Origin of the sequence: Hyalangium ruber, from assembly GCF_034259325.1 — a bacterium.
In the GTDB taxonomy this organism is placed as follows: domain Bacteria; phylum Myxococcota; class Myxococcia; order Myxococcales; family Myxococcaceae; genus Hyalangium_A; species Hyalangium_A rubrum.
On record NZ_JAXIVS010000010.1, the window covers coordinates 289,521 to 306,530 of the forward strand.

The window sequence follows — 17,010 nt, forward strand, 5'->3', positions numbered from 1 at the left end:
TCGCGCGTTAATCCATGTGTGACATGCCGATGGCATGGAGCGGCAGCGTGGACGTGCCTTCCGGAGTGGGTGTAAGGGTATTCGCATCCAGACACCCCAGGGAGGTTGTTCATGTTGAAGCGCAGCTGGCTCCAGGCGCTCTGTGCCGTCGTGTGCGTACTGGCGCTCGCGGGATGTGGTGGCGATGAGTGTACGAGCCCTACGGACTGTCGTAACGAGAAGGGAGCTCCGCCCGCAGGCAAAACGTACGCCTGTGTAGAGAACAAGTGTGAGTTGAGGGATGCGCCGGACACCGAGGTGAAGTGCGAGCCCGAGTGCGCCAGTGGCCTGGTCTGCGACACCAGCTCCGGCACTGGCGTGTGCCGCACCTGCTCGGCGACCGCGGGCTGCACCGCGCCGCTCATCTGCGACGTGGCGGCCAACAACGGCCAGGGCGTGTGCAAGACCTGCACGGACTCGACGACCACCGGCACCGACCTGGGCTGCGCCTCCAACGCCCCGGTGTGTGACACCTCGGGCAGCAACGGCCAGGGCGTGTGCAAGACCTGCGCGGACTCGGCCTCGGGCACGGGCGCCGACCAGGGCTGCTCCACCAGCACCCCGATCTGCGACGCCACCGCCAACAGCGGCGCGGGCGTGTGCAAGGCGTGCTTCGACACGGCCTCGGGTACTGGCCAGGACCTGGGTTGCTCGGCGACCTCCCCTGTCTGCGACCCCACGTCCGCCAACGGCGTGGGCGCGTGCAAGACCTGCACGGACACCGCGCAGGGCACCGACACCGACCTGGGCTGCTCCGACACCGCCCCCATCTGCAACACCACCGCCAGCGGCGGCCGCGGCGCGTGCAGGGCGTGCGTGGACTCGCTCACGGGTACCGACCTGGGCTGCTCCGACACCGCCCCCATCTGCGACACCTCGGGCTCCAGCGGCGTGGGCGTGTGCAAGACCTGCACGGACTCGGCCACGGGCACCGGCACGGATCAGGGCTGCTCTGCCACCACTCCCATTTGTAACCCCGACGCCAACAGTGGCTCCGGCGTGTGCAAGGTGTGCGCGACCTCGGCCACCGGTGGTACGGACGTGGGATGCTCGGCGACCACGCCTGTGTGTGACCTGGACGCCAACAATGGCGCGGGCGCCTGCAGGTTGTGCGCGGACACAGCTACGGGCGCGGCGACCGACACGGGCTGCAGCGCGACCTCCCCCCTGTGCGCGCCCACGGCCAACAATGGCGCCGGCGCCTGCAGGGTCTGCATGAATACCGTGGGCCCTGACGAGAGCGGCACGGACGTGGGGTGCTTTGCTCCCACCTCCATCTGCGACACCGCGGCCGCCAACGGCGCTGGCGTGTGCAAGGTCTGCCTGGGCGCCGAGGGGTGCCCCGGCGCGCAGACGTGCAACGCAACGGGTACTGCCTGCGAGGGCTGCGAGGGCGATGCCTCGTGTACCAACCCGTCGACCCCGATCTGCAAACCGCCTCCTCCGGTCTCGACCTGCGTGGAGTGCGTCGAGAACGCGAACTGCACCACCGCGACCCGGCCCGCCTGCAACGCGACCAACTTCTGCGGATGCACGGACGACGATCAGTGCCTGGCTGCGGCCGGCAACACCGACTTCTGCGACCTGACGGCCAACAACAGCCGCGGCGAGTGCAAGGTCTGCCTCACGGACGCGAACTGCCACTCGGTGGACCAGAACAAGCCCTACTGCGACAGCCAGACAGCCTGCATCCAGTGCCGCACCACTGCTGACTGCGCCCTGACTCAGGTGTGCAACACCACCCTCAAGGCCTGTGAGGCCGCCCCAGGGGCGGACCCCGCTACCACCAGCGCGCAGATCGCCGCGTTCATCGCTGCTGACCCGATCGTCTACGATCCGGGGCTCCCCATCGAGAACGCCTTCGTCACCTACATCAAGCCGGCCGTGGGCGCGGACGCCGCAGGCTTCTTCCTCCAAGCGGAGGCCAATGGTCCGGCCATGTTCGTGGAGACGGATCCCTCAGCGCTGCAGGTGGGTGACCGGGTCACGATCTCCGTGACCCAGAAGTCGCTGAGGAGCGGCATCGATGCGGCCACCACCCTAGCCGCGGCTCCGACCATCGTGTCCCGGGGCCATCCGGTGCAGAACCTGAACACGGCCACCCCTGCGGGTCTCGCGGTCGACCACTCCGCGAAGGCCGACACCGAATTCACCGTCGAAGCCAACCTCAACCAGTATGAGAGTGAGCTCGTCAGCTTCACGGGGACCCTGGGAACGGGTCCCAGCTCGCTAGGCACGGGGCACGTCGGCTTCCAGTTCACGACGACGGGCATCACGACGGGCAACAACAACGTCCGGCTCCGCGTGGCGACCACCGTGTCTGATCAGTACGAGATGGTTTCCGGCTGCCAGTTCACGCTCAAGGCGGGTCCGATGTGGCGCTTCACGCCTTCCGCCACCAGCAACGCGGCTCAGCCGTCGGCTTACTACGCCTCGGACCTGAGCGTGAGCTGCCCTGGCCCCAAGCTGCTAAGCGCTCTGCCCAGCTCACTGACGCAGGTGGTGCTGACATTCGATCGTCGGATCGACCCCAACAGCATCACCGACGCCGCGACTCAGTTCATCTTCGAGACCGGGCTCACCACCACGGACGCGCAGGTCAATGAGCGGCAGGTCACCCTGACCACGAGCACGCAGACCCCGGGGACGACCTATAACCTGACGGTCGCGAACACCATCAAGGACACGGTCGGCACCCCTGTGCAGGCCGATGCGGACACGGCCACATTCAAGGGCTACCGGGTCCCTGCGGTGCTGCGCATCACCGAGGTCCAGCCGACCATGACCGGCAATGCCGACCTCGTGGAGCTTGTCGTCGTCACCGGGGGCAACGTGGAGAACTTCACGCTCAATCAGGACGTGAACGCGCCGACGCTCCTGGCCACCTTCCCCGATGCCACCGTGGCTGCGGGGGACATCATCGTCGTGCATATGAACACACCTTCGATGACCAGCGAGACGACTGGCAAGACTCAGTTCCCGTCCAGCGGCACGGCCACCAACTACGACACCGCGTGGGACTTCAAGGGAGGTACGAACCACATCACGTACTCCAGCCGCGTGCTGGTCATTCGGGATGCGGTCAGCAACATCCAGGACGCCACTCCCTTCATTCGGACGGAAGGAACGCCTCCCGCCGCCTTCGCCGGCAACCTGCAGGCCATCCAGGCCGCCGGTCACTGGAGCCCCGTGGACTGCGGTGGAGTGCCATGCACCCTCACCTCGACGCCCACGGCCCTCGAGGTCTCGGCCGACTGGACGGGCCTGCCTACTTCGAACTCCACCACCGCGACCAACAGTGTTCGGCGCGTCTCCGCCACCGACACCAACAGCAAGGCAGACTGGGCGACCGGTGCTCCGACGTGGGGCGTGATCAACCCGTAGGCCCATATTGAGCCTCAGGGCTCAGCGCTGAAAACCAGAGGGGCCGCGACTCCCAAGGGTCGCGGCCCTTCTCTTTTTCACGGGGGACGCGAGATGGAGTCCGCGGGGGGTGGGGGCCGCAACACGATCACCTCCCTGGCGATCCACTCTCCCTGATGCACCTCGTAGGAGACCTGGATCTCCGCGCCCGCCTCCACCGTCCTCCGGCTCACCTCCTGCCCCTTCCGCACGAAGCGCGTGTCCGGCTCGATGCGCACCTCTTGCTCCGCTCCCGCCTCGTCCCAGAAGAGCAGCTCGTCGTCTCCCACCCACTCCACCTTCCCCTGCGCCCGCGCCGTCGGTGCCTCCCGCCCCGAACCGCCCTGCCCCGGCGCCTCTCCTTCCCCCACCTCCGCCCGCAAGTCCCTGCCCTGCGCGTCCAGCTCCTCCGGCGTCGGCACCCGCTCTCGCGCCAGCAGCCCCCGCAGCACCTCGGAGCGCGCCTCGCGCTCGTAGCCGCTCGGCTCCTCGTCCCCGCTCTGGCACGCGTATCCCCAGCCGCAGAGCCCCACGGCCAACGCTATCGCTGTCCATTGACGCAGCCGGCCCATCGCGTCACTTCCCCCTTTCGCACTTCCCTCCGCTTCACTCCTGAAGATGGGGGCTTCACCCCATGAGGAGAATCCGGGGGTGGACGTCGCTTCGCCCCCTCCCGCCGACTCCCAAGGAACAGGCTCGCACCCCCTCGCTCCCTGGCTCGCTCCCCCTTCCCTTCCCTCACTCCAGGTAGGGGCCCTTCCAGAAACGACCCAACCTATTAGATACTGTCGGAATCGACGATGGGCTCCTCCCCTCCTTCATCCGTGGCGTGGGCCGCTTACGCCTCTTTCCTCTCGGAACGCTGGCCTCGGCGCACCCGGCAACTGTGTCAGACCGTCCTGGTAGGTAGTGTGCTTCTGCTCCTGGGCGACGTGCTCATGGTCCAGTTCGGCGCCTTGCCTTCCCCCCACTCCGTGCTCGCGGTCGCCGGGGTCCGCTTCGCGTGCCTGCTGCTCCCCCTAGGCGTGCTCGGCTTCATGGCCCGCATGGCCCGCTGGGAGGTCGGCCCCTGGCTCGGCCTGTTCTCCACCGCCGCCTGGCTCCTCGCCAGCCAGGCGGCCTTCTACTTCGCCGGCACCCAGCGCTCCCTGCTCCACGCCACCCTCCTCTTATGGAGCGTCTTCTTCATCCCCATGGTGCTGCCGCTCAACTCCCTGGCGCGCGGCCTCTTCTACGCCTTCATGGTGATGAGCTACGCCGTGCTGGACCTCTCCCTGGACCCCAGCCCCCAGCTCACCCCTCGCATGCTTGGCATTGGCGCCATGACCGTGGGCACCGTGTCCATGGCCTGGACCCTCGAGCGCGTCCTGCGCTCCCTGCGCCGCCAGTTCTTCCTCAAGCAGGAGATGGGCTCCACCCTGCGCACCCTGGAGGCCTCCCGCACCCAGGTGGGCGATGCCACCGACACGCTCGGACAGCTCGTCGAGACGCTGCGCGACTCCACCCTGGAGCTGTCCAGCGAGTCCTCTCGCGCCCACATGCAGACCGAGCGCATCGCCCTGGCCAGCGAGGCCGTGGCTCGCATGGCCCGGGCCTCCTCGGCGCGGGCCTCCGGCGCCAGCAGCATCGTCTCCCAGGCCACCGGCCACACCCAGCGCATCGATGACGAGATGGGCCTGGTCGAGAGCGGCATGCAGAGCATCGCCAAGGCCATCATCCACACCGAGGCCAGCCTCCGGGAGTTGGAGACCCACGCTCGTCAAATCGTCGCCTTCACCGAGACGCTCCAGGAGTTCGCCAACCAGACCGACGTGCTCGCCCTCAACGCCGCCATGGAGGCCGCGCGCGCCGGGGATGCCGGTCGCAGCTTCGCCGTGGTCGCCCGCGAGGTGCGCAAGCTCGCCGAGGCTTCCAAGCACAGCTCCGTGAAGATCAACGACGTGGTGCGCGGCATCCGCATCCAGCTCGACGAGACGCTGCTCGGCATGGGCACCATCCGCGAAACCACCCACCAGTTCGAGAGCAGCTTCACCGACGCGCGCAAGACGTTGGAGTCCATCCGCGGCATCGTCACGCAAATCGAAGGGCTGATGCGCTCCACCATGGAGGACGCCAGCGAGCAGGCCGGCGCCACCGAGGCCATCTCCTCGGGCGCCTCGCAGCTCCAGAGCCTCATCGAGTCGCATGCGCGGATGAGCGCCGATGTGGCCATCACCGCCGACCGACTGGGCCAGCTGGCCGATGAGCTGCGCGCGCTGCTGCCTCGCAAGGAGGCTCGCGCCGAGCCGCCAGCGACGCCCAACGCGGGGCCCTCGCTCGCCGACTCCCCGCTCGCCGGCCAGCACGTGGTGGTGGCCTAGGGCCGTGTCATAGGGCGTGACAGACCGTCACGCGGCGTTACACCCCTCGGGAAGCGCCCCGAGGGAGCGGCGCTGGCACGGCGTTTTGCATTGGGACTCCACGTACCCAGGAGAGTCCCATGAACCGCTTCCTTGCCGCCCTCACCGCCGCCCTGCTGCTCACCCCGTCCCTGGCTCCCGCGCAGGAGGCAGGCACGGAGTTCGACCTGCGCGACTTCGAGGCCGGCGAACCCGTGCTCGCCTACAACCTCGCCGTGGTGCCCCTGCACACCCGCAAGGGCCCTCCGTATGACGACTACACCGTGCTGGAGGAGGCCCAGAACGCACGCAAGGTGGACGTGCGCGAGGTGGGCGATGGCAACGTGCCCGAGCTGTCCGTGCGCAACCGCGACGAGCGCCCCATGTACCTGCTCGGCGGCGAGGTGCTGCTGGGCGGCAAGCAGGACCGCATGGTTCAGTCCGACGTGGTGCTGGATGCCGGCGAGCGCCGCCGCGTCCCCGTCGTCTGCGTCGAGCAGGGCCGCTGGGAGGGGCAGGACCTGAGCTTCCGCCCCGGCCTCGCCGTGGCCCACCCGGACCTGCGCCGCGCCGCCCTCTTCTCCGAGCAGGGCGCCGTGTGGAACGAGGTGGCCCGCAAGTCCCAGGTCTCCGGCGTCTCCAGCGAGACGGGCACCTACCGGCGCGTGCTCCAGGACGCGACGCTGCGGAAGCGCATCGGCCAGTACCTCGACGAAATCCAGGCCAAGCTGCCGCGCGACGAGCGCATGGCGGGCCTGGCCGTCGCCATCAACGGAGAGCTGGAGGTGGTGGACGTCTTCGACAGCCCCAAGCTGTACGGCAAGCTGGAGCGCAAGCTGCTGGCCTCCTACGTGCTGGCCGCCATCGAGAAGCAGCCGGGCCGCGCCGAGCAGGCCGAGCAGGGCCAGGCCAAGGCGCGCTCCCTCAAGAAGAAGGACATCGACGCCTTCGTGGGAACCCCCAAGGAGGGGCAGAAGAAGGTGTTCCGCACCAAGGGCAAGGCCATTCACGGCACCTTCTTCGGCTCCACCGAGGGGAAGAAGTAGACACAGCCCCCGTGTCCAACCCCCCACGTCCCCGGGCTATCGCTAGAATGGGGACGTGGCGAGACTGGTGGCGATGTTCGGCCCGTGCCGGGGCATAGCGCGAGAATTGGATGCACCCCTCATCGTCGGCCGGGCCGCCGAGGGCGGGCTCCAACTGCTGGACGACAAGGTCAGCCGCGAGCACTGCGCCATCGACCCCATCGGCCCCGCGGGCCACGTGCTGAGGGACCTGAGCTCGCGCAACGGCACCTGGCTCAATGGCCAGCTGCTCCAGGAGCCCACCCGCCTGCGCCCCGGAGACCACATCTCCGTGGGCGAGAGCGTGCTGGTGTACGAGCCCTCCTTCGATGCGCTGCGCGCCCGGGACGGGGAGTCCACCCTGGTGCTCACCCGCTCCCGGACGGAGGCGGCCCGGAGCGGCACCGCGCCCTCCCCCGAGGCGCTGGCCCGCGCCGGAGAGCTGGCCCTGCGCGCCGCCAACGCGCCCTCCCCCGAGGCCGGCGTGGGCCTCGTGCTCGAGGCGATCCGCGCCGCGCTCCATCCCACGGCCCTCACCGTGCTGCGCCTGGCCGCCAATGGCTCCATGCGTCCGCTGCTGGCCCGCCCCCTGGGCGCCCACCTCACCGTGAGCCGGGAGCTGGTGGACTCGGCGCTGCGGACCGGCCGCGCCCTGACGATGCCCGAGGCCCAGGCCTTCCCCGACACCGACAACCTGCGCACCCGCGTGCGCCGGGGCGAGGCGCATGTCCTCTGCGCGCCGCTGTACGTGGCGGGCCAGCCCGCGGGCGCGCTCTGCCTCATGCGCGAGACGGCCTTCAGCGACGAGGAGCTGGCGCTGGCCGGAGCGCTCGCCGGCGCCGCCGGGCCCTCGCTGTGCCCTCCCTCCGAGCCGCTGCGCGCGAGCGTCCCCAGCTACGTGCCTCCCGTGGCCGAGAGCGCTTCCATGCGCGAGGCCCTGCGCGTGGCCACCGCCGCCTCGCAGGTGCAGTCCACCGTCCTCATCACGGGCGAGAGCGGCACCGGCAAGGAGGAGGTGGCGCGCGCCATCCACTCCCTGGGCGCGCGTTCTCGCGGGCCCTTCATCGCCGTCAACTGTGGCGCCATCCCCGCCGAGCTGGCCGAGAGCGAGCTGTTCGGCCATGAGAAGGGCGCCTTCACCGGGGCGGTGAGCGCCCGCCCCGGCGTCTTCGAGCAGGCCGATGGCGGCACCCTCTTCCTGGACGAGGTGGGAGACCTGCCCGCGCCGCTCCAGGTGAAGCTGCTGCGCGTGCTGCAGGACCGGGTCGTGCAACGCGTGGGCGGGCGCGCGAGCCTGCCGGTGGACGTGCGTGTGGTGGCCGCCACCCACCGCAACCTCATCGAGGGAGTGCGCGCGGGCACCTTCCGCGAGGACTTGTACTGGCGCCTCAACGTGGTGCGCATCCACCTGGCGCCGCTGCGGGACAGGCCCGAGGACGTCCTGCCCCTGGCCGAGCGCTTCCTCACGCGCCTGTCGGCCCAGCTCGGCCGACGCGCCGTGTCCTTCACCGACGAGGCCCGGACCGCCCTGCGCGCCTGTACCTGGCCGGGCAACGCGCGCCAGCTCGCCAACGCCATCGAGCGGGCCCTGGTGCTCAAGGGGCCCGGGGCGCAGGTGGGGCTGATGGATCTGCCGCCCGAGGTGGTGGCGCCCGAGCCTCGCGCGGACGCGCCCGAGCGGGGTGGAACCGCGGCACCGGCCCACGGTGTCACACTCGCGGAGGTGGTGGGGAAGGTGGAGCGCGAGCACATCGTCCTGGCGCTCAAGCGGGCCAAGGGCGTGAAGTCCACCGCCGCCGAGGCACTGGGGATTTCACGCCCCACGCTGGACCGGAAGATCGACGAGTACGGCATCAACCTCTTTGAATGAACTTCCTCTGCCCCGCCTGCCGCACCCCGCTGTCCGGGCCCCGCACCGCGGTGGCCACATGCACGGGCTGCGGCGTGGAGGTGGACCTGGCGCGCGTGGAGACGGCGCCCGGCACCGCGCGCCTGTCTCCCGAGGTGGACCTGACGGGTGAGCAGCTCGGGGGCATGGCGCTGAAGCGGCGGCTGGGCGCGGGCGGCATGGGCACGGTGTACGAGGCCGAGGGGCCCCAGGGCCCGTGCGCGGTGAAGGTGCTGTCGGCCCTGGTGGCCGCCGAGCCGGCCGTGCGCGCCCGCTTCCGCCGCGAGGCCGAGGCGCTGCGGCAAATCGAGCACCCGGCGGTGGTGCGCGTGCTAGCCGAGGGCGAGGAGCGCGGCTTCTGCTGGTACGCCATGGAGCGCGTGGAGGGGCCGGACCTGCGCGCGAAGCTGGCGGAGGGGCCGCTGCCGGCCGCCGAGGTGGAGGGGCTGGCGCGGCGGGTGCTCTCGGCGCTGAGTGCGGCGCACGCGCGGGGCTTCATCCACCGGGACGTGAAGCCGAGCAACCTGCTGCTCTCCCGCGAGGGCGTGAAGCTGTGTGACTTCGGCATCGCCCGGCTGGAGGGGGCCACCACGCTCACGGCCTCCGCCGCGTTGATTGGCTCGCTGCGGTACATGGCCCCCGAGCAGCAGCGGATGGGCCGCGCGGATGCGCGCTCGGACCTGTATGCGCTGGGGTTGGTGCTCCACGAGGCGCTGGCCGGAGGCATTCCGGGAGAGCGGCCGCTGCCCTCGGGTGTGCCCGGGCGCCTGCGCACGCTGATCTCGAAGCTGTTGGCGGAGCGGCCCGAGGAGCGTCCACAGAGCGCCACGGCCGCGCTGAAGTTGCTGGAGCGCAGCGTACCCGTGGGCGTGCTGAGCGTGGGCGGTGCCGCGGCGCTGGCGCTGGTGGGGTTCCTGGTCGCGGTAGGCCCGTGGCGCGCGGAGCCTCCGGTGCCGAAGGCCCTTCGCAAAGATGATGTGCCGAAGGAGGCCGTGGCGAAGGAGCCGGAGCCGACCGAGCCCCAGAAGCTCCCCGAGCCCGTGCTCACCCAGAAGAACTCGCTGGAGGCGCCTTCACTCCTCCCCGAGACGAAAGCGCCTCCTGCCCAGCGAAAGACCCTCCCGGTCAAGTTGGACACGCGCACGCCCAGGAAGAAGCCGGCGAAGGCGGTAGAGCTCGCGCCCTCCAAGAAGCTCTGACCTTGGTGGATGGCGAAGGTGCTGGTGGAATGCGCCGGTGCTTCGCTCACCTCAGCGCCTCTACATCCTCTACACCCTCGCCCTGAGCGGCGTGCTGCTCCTCATGGCGCCGCTGTCCTGGCTCCACAAGGAGCTCGGCGCACCACGCAACTGGCAGACCCTGCTCAACGTGCTGCTGGTCCTCGCGCTGGCCTGGGCCGGCGGGCTGCGCGAGGGCACCTCCGAGGCGACGCTGCCCGCACGGGTGAAGCGCCTGTTCGTCATCGCCGTGGCCGTCTACTGCGTGTCCGTCCAGCTCGGGCGGTACTTCTCCTTCGCCATCAACGGGGTGGACTTCAGCATCTTCGATTGGATGCTCTACAACACCAACCACCGCGACTTCGGCTACTCGCCCATCTACGACGTCAACCACTTCGGGGTGCATGCCACGTATGTGCTCTTCCCCCTCGTGGTGCTCCACCGGCTCTTCGAGACACCCCTGCTGCTGTGCCTCACCACCGCCGCCCTCGTGGGCGGCGCCGCCTGGCCCCTGTGGCGGCTGGGCAAGCGCGTGCTCCCGCATGAGGGGCTGTGCGTGCTCCTCGTCCTCGCCTACCTCACCACGCCCTTCACCAGCGTGCTCCTCGACGGCGGCTTCCGCCCCGAGGTGTGCTACCCGCTCTTCGGCCTCACCTTCCTGCTCGGTTGGGTGGAGCGCCGGCCCGCCCTGTGGGGCGCCGCGCTCGTGGCCTTCCTCGGCATCAAGGAGGACGCCGCCTTCTATGTCATCGCCTTCGCCCTGGGCGTGTTCCTCTTCGAGCGTGCGCGGTGGCGGCCCGCCCTCGGCATGCTGGTGGCCGCCGCCGCCCTCTTCGTCTTCAACGTGCGCTTCTTCCAGCCGCTGATGCTCCAGGGCTCGAACTACGCGCAGCCCACCTACGTCACCTTCTGGGGCCAGTACGGCGCCACGCTCCCGGAGATCGTCCGCAACATGCTCACCTCGCCCCTGCGCCTGCTGGGCGATGTGCTCACCTCGGGCTGGTACCGCGTCTTCGCCCCCGCCCTGTTCCTGCCGCTGCTCTCCTCCCGCGCCCTGGTGCCGATGCTGGCCACCGTCTTCCTGCTCGGCTCCACCTCCTACGCGAAGATGCGCGGCTTCGGGACGTACTACCCGGTGACGCTGCTGCCCTTCTTCTTCTGGGGCTTCACCGAGGCCTACGCCGTGCTCGGCCGGCACCCCTGGCTGGCCCGCCTCCGCGAGGGCCTGCTGGTCGTGGCCCTGCTCCTCTTTCCCCTCGTGGGCGGTAACTACGCGAAGTTCTCCCGCCCGCCTTCCGAGGTCCGCCAGGCCCTGCCGAGCGTTCGTGAGCGGCTCGCGCGGGAGCCCGGCCCCATCTGCGCCCAGACGGTCTTCTTCCCCCACCTGCCCTATGAGCTGCCGCTGCGCCCCCTCTTCGAGGACTGCTGGGAGCACCCCGAGTGGTCCAAGCTGGCCCACCCCGAGCTGGAGCCCTACCCCTTCACCCGCGCCGCGTTTCAGCGCCACCTCGAAGAGGCCCGGCGGCAGGGGCGCACCGAGGAGCTCGGCGCGGGCTTCGTCCTGATCGATCCGGGGGCGCGAGGCCCATCCACCTCGGTGGACACTTCGCGCTAGGTTCTGCTCCTGAAACGGAGGTGGGTGCCATGCGATGGCTGCTCCTCATGATCGCGGTGGGTGCGGCGGGGACGGCCGGCTACTTCGGCCTGTTCGTGAAGAACTCCTTCTCCGGCTACTCCAACGCGCAGCTCGACGTGCTGGAGCGCGAGCTGACCGCGGGCGCGGCGCAGGAGCGCCCTCCGAGCAAGCGCAAGTCGAAGTCCACGAACACGGACGAGGAGCAACAGGTGTGGGCCGAGGTTCAACAACGCCTGCTGCTGGAGGAGCGCCAGCGGCGCTTGTTCCTGGTCCTCTCGCTGGGCGTGGCGGCACTCTCGGGCCTGGGCGCGGCCTTCGTCCGAGGCAAGGCCTCCACCTCCCCCGTCCTGACCGAGCGAGGCGAGGACGCCCGGCTGGTCGCGGCGGTGGGAGACCCGGCGGTCCTGCGCGAGGGTGCGCGCCAGAAGGCGGCGAGCCTGCTGGGTGTGTCCCCCGATGCGCCTCCCGCGGTCATCGAGGCGGCGCTCCAGGCCCAGCTCCAGCAGCGAGACCCGTCCCTGCTGGTGGGACTCGGGCCTGACTTGAAACAGCTCGTGCTCCAGCAACGTGAGGAGCTCACCCGCGCCCGGGACGTGTTGCTCGAGAAGTCCGGCGCGACGCGAGGGAAGGACACATGAGCAGCGGGGAGTTCGAGTTCTGGTTCGAGTTCGCGAGCACCTACTCCTACGTGGCGGCGATGCGCATCGAGGCCGCCGCGGCCCAGGCAGGCGCCCGCATCCTCTGGCGCCCCTTCCTGCTCGGGCCCCTCTTCACCGAACAGCAGGGCATCAAGGACTCTCCCTTCAACGTCCACCCGGTGCGCGGGCGCTACATGTGGCGGGACCTCGAGCGGCTGTGCGCCAAGTACGCGCTGCCCTGGCGCAAGCCCTCGGTGTTCCCGCGCAACAGCATCCTCCCGTCGCGCGTGGCCCTCCTCGGCGCCGAGCAGCCCTGGGGCCCGGACTTCGTGCGCGCCGTCTACCGCGCCAACTTCGCCGAGGACCGGGACATCTCCTCTCCGCCGCTCATCGAGGAGCTCCTCACGAAGGCCGGCGCCGACGCCCGCGCCGTGCTCGCCCAGGCCGAGTCACCCGACACCAAGCTGCGCCTGCGTGAGCAGACCGCGCTCGCCGGAAAGCTCGGCATCTTCGGCGCTCCCAACTTCCTGGTACGCGGCGAGCTGTTCTTCGGGCAGGACCGGATGGACGACGCCCTGGCACACCTGGGCGCCTCCGCCGCTACGGGGCGCTAGCGGCGCTCACCCCGGTGAGCTCCGCCGCCATCTCCCGCAGCTTCTGGCTGCTGAAGGGCTTGCGCATCTCCTGCAGCCGCCGCGCCTCTCCGAACTCACGCAGGATTTCCTCCCAGGAGTAGTCGGAGTAGGCCGAGCACAGCACCACCTGCAGCCCGGGCGCCACCTGCCGCAGGTGCCGCAGCGTCTCGACACCGTTCCAGCCCGGCGGCATGCGGTAGTCCAGGAAGACCAGCGCGTAGGGCTGGCCCGAGTCCTCCGCCTGCCGCACCTTGTCGAGGCCCTCCTCGCCCTGGAAGGCCGACTCCACCTCGAAGGCCTCCTCCTTCCCCCCCGCACTGCTCGCGGGCGCCGAGCCGAAGAGCGCCCCCTCCAGCTGGTCCAGCAGGTGGGTGTTCGCCTTCGGCTCCGGACAGAGGACCCGCCGGAAGTCGCGGTGGATCGCCTCGGAGTCGTCGATGATCAGGATCCGCTTGGTGCGCCTCATGCCGGCGAGCCTTCGGCCGCCGCGCGAACCCGAGCCACCCACTCGCGGACCCGCTCGCGCAGCTTCTCCGGCTCGAAGGGCTTGTCCAGCCGGGGGTTGGACACCTGCTCCAGGAACTCCTGGGCCGCTGGCGTGTAGGCCCCACCGGTGACGAACACCATGCGCTGGGCCCGCTCGGGCTCGGCCGCCTTGAGCTGGGCGTACAGCTCCATGCCCGTCATCTCCGGCATCATCAAGTCGCAGAGGATGACGTCATAGGTGCCCTGCGGCGAGCGCAACATCTCCAGCGCCTGCCGCGAGCTGACCACCACCTCCACCTCATGTTCGCGCGCCAGCGTCCGCCGCAGCGCGGAACTCACCAATGGATCATCATCCACCACCAGCACCCGACCTCGCATCGACACTCCCTCCTTGGATTCGACCTCACGCAGCGCGCGTACCGCCTCGCCCCGCGCCACTGGCAACGTCACCCGGAACACCGTCCCCCGCCCCACCTGACTCTCGACTTCTATGCGCCCGCCCATCGCCGTGATGAACGCATGACATAGTGCCAGCCCCAGGCCCGTGCCGACACCTACCGGTTTCGTGGTGAAGAAAGGATCGAAGATCCTCGCCATCACGTCCGGGGCGATGCCACTGCCCGTATCATGCACCTCGGCCACGACTTGTTCGTCCCCCAGCCGACGAGTCACCAGGCGCACCTCGTTCTGCTCGGGCTTTCCCTCGGGCAGCGCCTGGGCGGCGTTGATGATGAGGTTGAGGAACACCTGGGCCAGCCGGGGCTCGTTGCCCTCCACCCGGGGCACCTCGGAGAAGTTTCGCACCAGCTGGGCCCGGGGGCGAAGCTCCCCGGTGGCCAGCTTCGCCGCCGCGTCCATCACCGCCCGGAGGTCCACCGGCCCCGTCGAGTCCTCGTCCTGGCGGGAGAACGTCTTCAAGTCCTTGACGATACGACGCACCCGGTCAGCCCCCATGAGGGCCTCGCGCAGCACCTGCTCCATCTCCCGCAGCCGCTCGCGCACGTCCTCCGGCCCGCCCTCCAACCGCTGCATCAGCGTGCCTGCCTCTTCGCTGGCATGCTGCAGGTTGGAGACGATGTAGGACAGGGGGTTGTTGATTTCGTGGCCCACGCCGGCGGCCAGGGTGCCCACCGCCGCCATCTTCCCCGCCTGGACGAGCTGGGCCTGGGTGGCGCGCAGGGTGCGCAGGTGGGCGTCCAGCTCGTGGTTGGCGCGGGCCAGCTCCTTGGTGCGCTCCTCCACCCGGGCCTGGAGCCAGCGCTCGCGCGCCTTCAGCCGACCCACCCGCCAGCCGTAGCCTCCGGCCGCCACGCCGCCCACCCCCACCACGCACAGCAGGTAGAACCACACCGTCTGGTGGAACCACGGCCGCAGCGTCAGCTCCAACACCACCCCGGGCTCGCGCCACACGCCCTCCCGGTCCGCCACCATGACCCGGAAGCGGTAGGTGCCCGGCGGCAGGCGCGAGTACGTCGCCCAGCGCCGGCTCTCGGCGTCCACCCAGTCCCCGTCGTAGTTCTCCAGCCGGTAGCGGAAGGGCACCCGCACGGGGCCCTCGGGGGCGAAGGCGGTGAAGCGCACCTCCAGGTCATTGCGGCCTGGCTCCAGCTCCAGCTTCGGGCCCAGCGGCATCGGCTGGCCCTGCACCCGCACCTCCTGGATGTGGACCTCGGGCGGGCGTCGGTCCAGGTGCGGGTCCCTGCCGTCCACCGCCACCACGCCGCGCAGGGTGGCGATCCACACGCGCCCGTCCCGCGAGCGCCACGCGGAGGGCTGGGAGCTGCCGTTGGTCTCCGCGGCGCGCAGCCCGTCGCGCTCGTCATAGAGGTAGGCGCGCACCCGCTCGCGTCGGCCGTCGGCCACCTCCTCCAGCTCGCGCTGGCTCACCCGGGAGATGCCCTTGTTGCTGCCCATCCACACGTAGCCGTTGAGGTCGGGCACCACATTATAGACGGTGTCGTCGGCCAGCCCCTGCGCCACGCTCACGCGCGAGAGGAGCTCGCCCTTCAGGCGCAGCACGCCGGTATAGGTGCCCATCCACAGCGCGCCCTGCGGGTCGGCGTACAGCGAGAGGATGGTCTCGTTGGCCAGCCCCTCCACCGCCACGCGGCTGAAGGCCCCGTGGGCGTAGCGCACCAGGCCCCCGTGCGTGCCGAACCAGAGCGTGCCGGCGCCATCCTCCACGATGGAGATGACGGCCTCGGGAACCGGGCCCTGCTCGGGCGTATATAAGGTGAAGCGCCCCGCGTGCAGGCGCGCCAGCCCCGAGGAGGTGCCGAACCACACGTCCCCGTGCGAGTCCGGGAGGATGGCCCACACCACGTCATGCGGCAGCCCGTCCTCGCGCTGCACCTGGCTGAAGCGCTGCCCGTCGTAGCGGAAGGCGCCGTGGTGCGTGCCCACCCAGAGCGTGCCGTCAGGCCCCTCGGCCAGGGAGCGGATGTTGTCGTCGGTGAGCCCCTCCGCCGCGCTCATGCGGTGGATGTGCCCATCCTTCATCCGGTTGAGCCCGCCTCCCAGTGTGCCCACCCAGAGCGCCCCGTCCTTCGTCTCCATCACCACGCGGACGAAGTCATGGCTCAGGCCCTCCGGCACGCCGAAGGTGCGAAAAGGGCCCGCGCGCAGGCGGTTGAGGCCCCCGTCCGCCGTGCCCACCCAGAGGTTGCCGTCCCGGTCCTCGAAGAGCGAGTACACGCGGCTGCCGGACAGCCCCTCCCTGGGGCCGAAGTGGACGAAGCCCCCGTCCGTGCGCCGCGCCAGGCCCGTCTCATGGCCCACCCACAGCGTGCCGTCCCGGGCCTCGAGCAGCACGGCCACCTCGTGGTGCGGCAACCCCTGCTCCGGGCCATGAAAGGTGAAGCGCCCCTCGCTCAGGGACAGCAGCCCGCCATACGTGCCCACCCACAGCGTGCCGTTGCGGCCCACCCGCAGCGAGCGCACCCGCGCGTCCGCGCCCTCCGGCAGCGGCACCCGCTCCACCTTGCCGTCCCACAGCCGCGCCAGCCCCTCGCGCGTGCCCACCCACACCCCGCCGTGCTGGTCCACCGCGAGCGCCTCGATGCCGGTGCTCGGCAGCCCCTCCTTGGCCGTGTAGCGGCGCCGCGTGCCTCCCGGAGAGAGGGACACCTGCTCCAGCCCCAGCGAGGAGCCCACCCACAGCGTGGTGCCCTCCAGCGCGAGCGCCGGCACGTTCACCTGCCGCAGGTCTCCCTCGTCCCGCAGGCGTTGGAAGCGGCCGCCCTCGTAGTGGAGCACGCCCTTCTTCGTCCCCACCCACAGCCCGCCGGCGCCATCCTCCACGAGCGAGCGGATGCCGTGCTCGCTCAGCTCCGGCGTGTTGTGCCGGTTGTACACGGTGAACTGGGCGCCATCGAAGCGGGCCAGGCCCTCCCAGGTGGCCAGCCAGAGGTAGCCCTCTTCCGTCTGCTGAATGGCGAAGACGGTGTTCTGCGGCAGCCCGTCCTCATTGCGCCAGGCCTGGTGGTTGTACTGGGACAGGAGCCGGGGCGTGTCCAGGGCATGGCTCCGCGTGCTCGCGCCCAGGAAGGCGACGAACCACAGGCCGAGGAGGGCATGTCCCCCTGAACCGCGCTTGCCCCGTTTCAACATGGAGGCCGCAGTGTCCAG

Annotated in this window: 11 protein-coding genes; 8 read left to right on the forward strand and 3 right to left on the reverse strand. The window is 70.4% G+C overall.

Features of this window, described 5'->3' with window-relative positions; all coding sequences use genetic code 11:
* Nucleotides 1-111 precede the first annotated feature (111 nt).
* Nucleotides 112-3,423 (forward strand): lipoprotein TP_1001-related protein, encoded by a 3,312-nt coding sequence (locus tag SYV04_RS27830; protein WP_321548957.1) that lies wholly within the window; start codon nt 112-114, stop codon nt 3,421-3,423.
* A 77-nt stretch (nt 3,424-3,500) separates the two neighbouring features.
* Here the strand turns inward: SYV04_RS27830 and SYV04_RS27835 are convergent, their stop codons facing one another.
* Complete coding sequence (locus SYV04_RS27835; RefSeq protein ID WP_321548958.1) at nt 3,501-4,013, reverse strand: hypothetical protein; 513 nt, start codon at nt 4,011-4,013, stop codon at nt 3,501-3,503.
* Nucleotides 4,014-4,352: 339 nt separating this feature from the next.
* Here SYV04_RS27835 and SYV04_RS27840 point away from each other — a divergent pair, with 339 nt between their 5' ends.
* From SYV04_RS27840 to SYV04_RS27870, 7 genes are all read left to right on the forward strand, one after another.
* On the forward strand, nt 4,353-5,801 hold the full coding sequence (locus SYV04_RS27840; RefSeq protein WP_321548959.1) for a methyl-accepting chemotaxis protein: 1,449 nt from the start codon (nt 4,353-4,355) through the stop codon (nt 5,799-5,801).
* 119 nt (nt 5,802-5,920) lie between these two features.
* Entirely contained in the window at nt 5,921-6,865 is a 945-nt protein-coding gene (locus tag SYV04_RS27845; RefSeq protein ID WP_321548960.1) for an ARPP-1 family domain-containing protein, read from the forward strand.
* Between the two features lie 55 nt (nt 6,866-6,920).
* Nucleotides 6,921-8,753 (forward strand): sigma 54-interacting transcriptional regulator, encoded by a 1,833-nt coding sequence (locus SYV04_RS27850; RefSeq protein ID WP_321548961.1) that lies wholly within the window; start codon nt 6,921-6,923, stop codon nt 8,751-8,753.
* Nucleotides 8,750-9,970, forward strand: coding sequence for a serine/threonine-protein kinase (locus SYV04_RS27855; RefSeq protein WP_321548962.1), 1,221 nt, complete (start codon nt 8,750-8,752; stop codon nt 9,968-9,970). The genes SYV04_RS27850 and SYV04_RS27855 overlap by 4 nt, the downstream gene beginning before the upstream one ends.
* Before the next feature lie 37 nt (nt 9,971-10,007).
* The gene (locus tag SYV04_RS27860; RefSeq protein WP_321548963.1) at nt 10,008-11,603 is read left to right on the forward strand and encodes a DUF2079 domain-containing protein; all 1,596 of its coding nucleotides are present in this window, start codon (nt 10,008-10,010) and stop codon (nt 11,601-11,603) included.
* 29 nt (nt 11,604-11,632) lie between these two features.
* Nucleotides 11,633-12,262, forward strand: coding sequence for a hypothetical protein (locus tag SYV04_RS27865; protein WP_321548964.1), 630 nt, complete (start codon nt 11,633-11,635; stop codon nt 12,260-12,262).
* Nucleotides 12,259-12,876 carry a 2-hydroxychromene-2-carboxylate isomerase gene (locus tag SYV04_RS27870; protein WP_321548965.1) on the forward strand — a complete coding sequence of 206 codons (618 nt, stop codon included), beginning with the start codon at nt 12,259-12,261 and terminating at the stop codon, nt 12,874-12,876. Before SYV04_RS27865 ends, SYV04_RS27870 begins: the two co-directional genes overlap by 4 nt.
* On the opposite strand, the gene SYV04_RS27875 is transcribed toward SYV04_RS27870, so the two are convergent.
* Together SYV04_RS27875 and SYV04_RS27880 are read right to left on the reverse strand one after the other, a co-directional pair.
* Nucleotides 12,863-13,363, reverse strand: a complete 501-nt coding sequence (locus SYV04_RS27875) for a response regulator (RefSeq protein ID WP_321548966.1) — start codon at nt 13,361-13,363, stop codon at nt 12,863-12,865. The genes SYV04_RS27870 and SYV04_RS27875 overlap by 14 nt on opposite strands.
* Complete coding sequence (locus SYV04_RS27880; protein ID WP_321548967.1) at nt 13,360-16,992, reverse strand: two-component regulator propeller domain-containing protein; 3,633 nt, start codon at nt 16,990-16,992, stop codon at nt 13,360-13,362. Before SYV04_RS27880 ends, SYV04_RS27875 begins: the two co-directional genes overlap by 4 nt.
* Nucleotides 16,993-17,010: the final 18 nt, after the last annotated feature.

Excerpts from the sequence above, each read along its gene's own strand:
- SYV04_RS27830 (WP_321548957.1), top strand. The coding sequence starts at position 112 with ATGTTGAAGCGCAGCTGGCTCCAGGCGCTCTGTGCCGTCGTGTGCGTA.
- SYV04_RS27835 (WP_321548958.1), bottom strand. The coding sequence starts at position 4,013 with ATGGGCCGGCTGCGTCAATGGACAGCGATAGCGTTGGCCGTGGGGCTC.
- SYV04_RS27845 (WP_321548960.1), top strand. The coding sequence starts at position 5,921 with ATGAACCGCTTCCTTGCCGCCCTCACCGCCGCCCTGCTGCTCACCCCG.
- SYV04_RS27855 (WP_321548962.1), top strand. The coding sequence starts at position 8,750 with ATGAACTTCCTCTGCCCCGCCTGCCGCACCCCGCTGTCCGGGCCCCGC.
- SYV04_RS27865 (WP_321548964.1), top strand. The coding sequence starts at position 11,633 with ATGCGATGGCTGCTCCTCATGATCGCGGTGGGTGCGGCGGGGACGGCC.
- SYV04_RS27870 (WP_321548965.1), top strand. The coding sequence starts at position 12,259 with ATGAGCAGCGGGGAGTTCGAGTTCTGGTTCGAGTTCGCGAGCACCTAC.
- SYV04_RS27875 (WP_321548966.1), bottom strand. The coding sequence starts at position 13,363 with ATGAGGCGCACCAAGCGGATCCTGATCATCGACGACTCCGAGGCGATC.
- SYV04_RS27880 (WP_321548967.1), bottom strand. The coding sequence starts at position 16,992 with ATGTTGAAACGGGGCAAGCGCGGTTCAGGGGGACATGCCCTCCTCGGC.